Raw genomic sequence first — 558 nt, forward strand, 5'->3', positions numbered from 1 at the left:
CGAGGGTTCGTTCCGTGAGGTGGAGCAGTTGCGCCGGCACCGGGCGACGGGTTTCGGTCTGGAGGCGAAGAAGCCGTACACCGATGGTGTGGTGACGGGCTGGGGGACGGTCGAGGGCCGGACGGTCTTCGTGTACGCGCATGATTTCCGGATCTTCGGTGGTGCGCTGGGCGAGGCGCATGCCACGAAGATTCACAAGATCATGGACATGGCGATCGCGGCGGGTGCGCCGCTGGTGTCGCTGAACGACGGTGCGGGTGCCCGGATCCAGGAGGGTGTCAGTGCTCTGGCGGGTTACGGCGGCATCTTCCAGCGGAACACGCGTGCCTCGGGTGTGATCCCGCAGATCTCGGTGATGCTCGGTCCGTGCGCGGGTGGTGCGGCCTACAGCCCGGCGTTGACGGACTTCGTGTTCATGGTTCGTGAGACGTCGCAGATGTTCATCACCGGTCCGGACGTGGTCAAGGCGGTCACCGGCGAGGAGATCACCCAGAACGGTCTGGGTGGCGCCGACGTGCACGCCGAGACGTCGGGCGTGGCGCACTTCGCGTACGACGA

At 66.3% G+C, this 558-nt stretch carries 1 protein-coding gene; it reads left to right on the top strand.

Features of this window, described 5'->3' with window-relative positions; translation table 11 throughout:
• On the top strand, positions 1 to 558 hold a 558-nt coding region (locus tag IE198_RS34805), incomplete at both ends, for a carboxyl transferase domain-containing protein (protein WP_308426916.1).

Source organism: Streptomyces xantholiticus (assembly GCF_014651015.1).
Lineage (GTDB): Bacteria > Actinomycetota > Actinomycetes > Streptomycetales > Streptomycetaceae > Streptomyces > Streptomyces xantholiticus.